Origin of the sequence: Streptomyces sp. SPB074, from assembly GCF_000154905.1 — a bacterium.
In the GTDB taxonomy this organism is placed as follows: domain Bacteria; phylum Actinomycetota; class Actinomycetes; order Streptomycetales; family Streptomycetaceae; genus Streptomyces.
Map to the genome: position 1 here is coordinate 824,254 of NZ_GG770539.1, position 3,371 is coordinate 827,624.

The window sequence follows — 3,371 nt, forward strand, 5'->3', positions numbered from 1 at the left end:
CCGCGCGAGTTCGCGTTCGAGGGCGGCGACGCGCGCCAGGAGCTTGTTCGTGGGCGCGCGCCATGCCGGGGAGGCGGTGGGCGAGTTCCGCCGCCGCGCCGGGGCGGGCGTCCCGCGCGGCCAGCGCCGCGAGGTACACGGGGCGGAGCCCGGCGGCGGCCGCGCCCGCGTCCGTACCGGGCGCCGTGCGCGCGACGTGGTCCTCCACGAGCGCTTCCACGATGTCCCAGGGCGGCGTCTCCGTACCGTCCGCGCAGGCCCGCATCCCGCGCGGGTCGCGGCTCCAGAAGACCGCGCACCAGCCGCCGCCCGGGTCGAGCCCGGCGAGCAGCCCGGCGAAGACGTGCGCGAAGTCCGCGACCGGGTCCCGTACCCCGGGCTGCCCGAACTGATCGATACGGAAGGGAGGTTGTCCCACCACGCGTGCCCCGCTCCCTGCTGCGTCCTTTGGTGCGGAAGGAAACACCCGCCGTGTTACGCACCGGCTACACGGGCTTTTCGGGGAGCGACGGAGTGGCGGCCGGGGCGCGAGGGACCGGCGCGCGCGAGGGGCGTGGTGGCGCTCCACCGGACGGGCGCGCGGGGGTCCGGCGGTTCGCGAAGTGATCTTCGTGGCGTACCGGGGCGAGTCCCCCGGGCCGGTTTCCGGTTACCGGCCGTCGCGGAGCATGGTGGACCCCGGCGGGCGGCGAGGCATGGCGCCGCCGTGGCGGGGCAGGAGAGCCCCGCCACGTCCGGCGGGCACGACGAGGAGTCGCAGCGGATGACACAGCAGGACGGGACGGCCTGGGTCGGCCTCTCGCTACCCGGTCTCGACTGGCTCCTCGTGCTCGGCCTGCTCCTCGCCACGGCGGTCGTCTGCGTCGCCGTCCCGCTGCGTATCGAGATGAGCCGTTCGCACGGCGGCGGCGCGGGCGACGACGCTCCCGTCCGCTCGGGGCACGAGGACTGACGCGCCGTGCGCCGCCCGGCCCCGCGCCTGCTGTACGTGACGGATCTCGCCTACCGGGCGGCCGGGCGCCGCTACGCGGACGAGGACCTGGAGCTCTCCGCGCGCCTGCGCGCCGAATTCCCCCTCGCCCTGTGCGACCCGCGCGACGCCGCCGGGCTCCTGGACGGCTTCGACGCCGTCCTCGTCCGCAACAGCGGGCCCGTGCTCCACTACCGCGCCGCGTACGCCGCGTTCCGCGCCGAGGCGCTGCGGCTGGGCCTCCCCGTCCACAATCCGCTCTCGGGACGCGCCGACATGGCCGGCAAGGGCTATCTCCTGGAGCTGACCCGCGCGGGTCTGCCGGTCATCCCGAGCTACGCCGGGGACACCCCGCTCGCGGAGCTGCCCGTGTGCGAGGCGTACATCGTCAAGCCGGTGGACGGCGCGGACTCGGTGGGCCTCGCGCGCCTCGACGCGGTCGCGCTCGCCGCCCGCACCCCCGACGCGCGCACGCTCGTCCAGCCGTACGTGCCGTTCCGCCACGAGGTCTCGTTCACCTTCCTGGACGGGGAGTTCCGCTACGCGCTGTACGCGCCGGACCCGGAGCGCCGCTGGGAGCTGGTGCCCTACCGGCCGAGCGCGGCGGATCTCGCCTTCGCGCGCCGCTTCGTGGAGTGGAACGACCTGCCGTACGGCATCCAGCGCGTGGACGCGTGCCGCACGCGGGAGGGCGAACTGCTCCTCGTCGAGCTGGAGGACCACAACCCGTACCTGTCGCTCGGGCTGCTCGACGGCAGGACGCGGGCCACCTTCGAGCGGGCGCTGGTCGCTTCGCTGCGAGGAGCGGCGGCGCGCGGCTGAGCCGTGCCGGAGGGTGCCTCGGCGCGACCGCCGCGCGCCTCGGCGCCCGCGCCGTGCGAGGAGCGCGCCGGCCGGACGCCGCGAGACGGCTCCGGCGCGGGGGATCAGCTCGCCACGCCCAGCGGGGCGTCCCCGCACGCCTCCTCGATGGCGTCGAGCGACAGTTCCAGCGCGCGGGCGAGCGCGGCCACGGTGAAGAAGGCGGGGGTCGGGGCCCGGCCGGTCTCGATCTTGCGCAGGGTCTCGGCGGAGATGCCCGCCTCGATGGCGACCTCGGCCATGCTGCGCCCGCCGCGCGCGCCCCGGAGGAGCGCCCCGAGCCGTTCGCCGCGGGCGCGTTCCTCGGGGGTGAGCGGAGTACGGACCATACGGCGATTCTACGGGCCCGCCCGCCGGAGGGAGCGGCCCGATCAGGACGAGCGGGAGCCAGGGGCCGGCCACGACGCGACCGGTATAAAAATTGCGGTATAGTAATTGGCATGGTGCGGAGGAAGACAGCGACCGAGATTCTTGGCATGCGCGAAGCCGGGCGGGTGGTGGCGCGCGGCCTGCACGCGGTGCGGGAGGCCGCCGCGCCCGGCGTGCGGCCACGCGCGCTGGACGAGGTGGCCCGGGAGGTGCTGCGGGAGGCGGGGGCTGACTCGCCATTCCTCGACTACCACCCGCACTTCGCCCCGGTGCCGTTCCCCGCGACGCTCATCATCTCGGTCAACGACGCGATCGTGCACGGCATCCCGGGCGACGAGCCGCTGCGCGACGGCGACCTGGTGAGCGCGGACTTCGGGGCGCTCCTCGGCGGCTGGGCCGGGGACTCGGCGATCAGCTTCACGGTGGGCACGCCCCGCCCGGAGGACGTCCGCCTCATCGCGACGGCGGAGCGCGCGCTCGCGGCCGGGATCGAGGCGGCGAAGGCGGGCGCGCGCATCGGTGACATCGGCTACGCGGTGGGCACGGTGTGCCGCGCCGCCGGGTACGGCATCCCCGCGAACTTCGGCGGGCACGGCGTGGGCCGCGCGATGCACGAGGACCCGGGCGTGCCCAACGAGGGCCGTCCCGGGCGCGGCATGGTGCTGCGCCCCGGGCTCGTCATCGCCATCGAGCCCATGGTCATCGCGGGCGGCACGGACGGATACCACCCGGCCCCCGACGGCTGGACGCTGCGCACGAACGACGGCTCCCGCGCCGCGCACGTGGAGCACACGGTGGCAATCACGGAGGAGGGCCCGCAGATCCTGACGGCGCTCTGACCCCCGGGCGGGACACCCTCCGCCTCCCCGACACTCGACGCGCCCGCCTGCCGCACGCCCGCGCCACGCCCCCCGTCCGGGCTACGCGCCGCCCGCCTCCCCGTCCGCGCCGCGCGCGCTCACGAGCCCGTCGACCAGGAGGCCGACGAGGCGGGAGGCGAGAGCGGGATCGTCCTCGTACCTGCTGATCATGGTGACGCCGCCGAGCGCCATGAGCACGTCGCGCGCCGTGACGTCGGAGCGCAGCGCCCCGGCGGCGGCGCCGTGGCGCAGCAGCGTGGCGACCGCCTCGCCCAGCAGCTCGCGGCTGCGCAGCCGCAGGCCCTCCCGTG

At 76.1% G+C, this 3,371-nt stretch carries 4 protein-coding genes and 2 pseudogenes; 3 read left to right on the forward strand and 3 right to left on the reverse strand.

The window, feature by feature from the left end; translation table 11 throughout:
* A pseudogene (locus SSBG_RS03355) lies at positions 1-421 on the reverse strand (hypothetical protein); the annotation flags it as partial.
* Positions 422-763: 342 nt separating this feature from the next.
* Here SSBG_RS03355 and SSBG_RS03360 point away from each other — a divergent pair.
* Together SSBG_RS03360 and SSBG_RS03365 are read left to right on the forward strand one after the other, a co-directional pair.
* On the forward strand, positions 764-952 hold the full coding sequence (locus tag SSBG_RS03360) for a hypothetical protein (protein ID WP_037871024.1): 189 nt from the start codon (positions 764-766) through the stop codon (positions 950-952).
* 6 nt (positions 953-958) lie between these two features.
* Positions 959-1,792, forward strand: a complete 834-nt coding sequence (locus SSBG_RS03365) for a hypothetical protein (protein WP_008744823.1) — start codon at positions 959-961, stop codon at positions 1,790-1,792.
* 104 nt (positions 1,793-1,896) lie between these two features.
* Here SSBG_RS03365 and SSBG_RS03370 read toward each other — a convergent pair whose 3' ends face one another.
* Positions 1,897-2,160: a helix-turn-helix domain-containing protein gene (locus SSBG_RS03370; protein WP_037868838.1), complete on the reverse strand. Its 264-nt coding sequence runs from the start codon at positions 2,158-2,160 to the stop codon at positions 1,897-1,899.
* A gap of 111 nt (positions 2,161-2,271) precedes the next feature.
* On the opposite strand from SSBG_RS03370, the gene map reads away from it, so the two are divergent.
* Entirely contained in the window at positions 2,272-3,039 is a 768-nt protein-coding gene (gene map / locus SSBG_RS03375) for a type I methionyl aminopeptidase (protein ID WP_008744824.1), read from the forward strand.
* 81 nt (positions 3,040-3,120) lie between these two features.
* On the opposite strand, the pseudogene SSBG_RS03380 reads toward map, so the two are convergent.
* Positions 3,121-3,371: pseudogene (locus SSBG_RS03380) on the reverse strand (TetR/AcrR family transcriptional regulator); the annotation flags it as partial.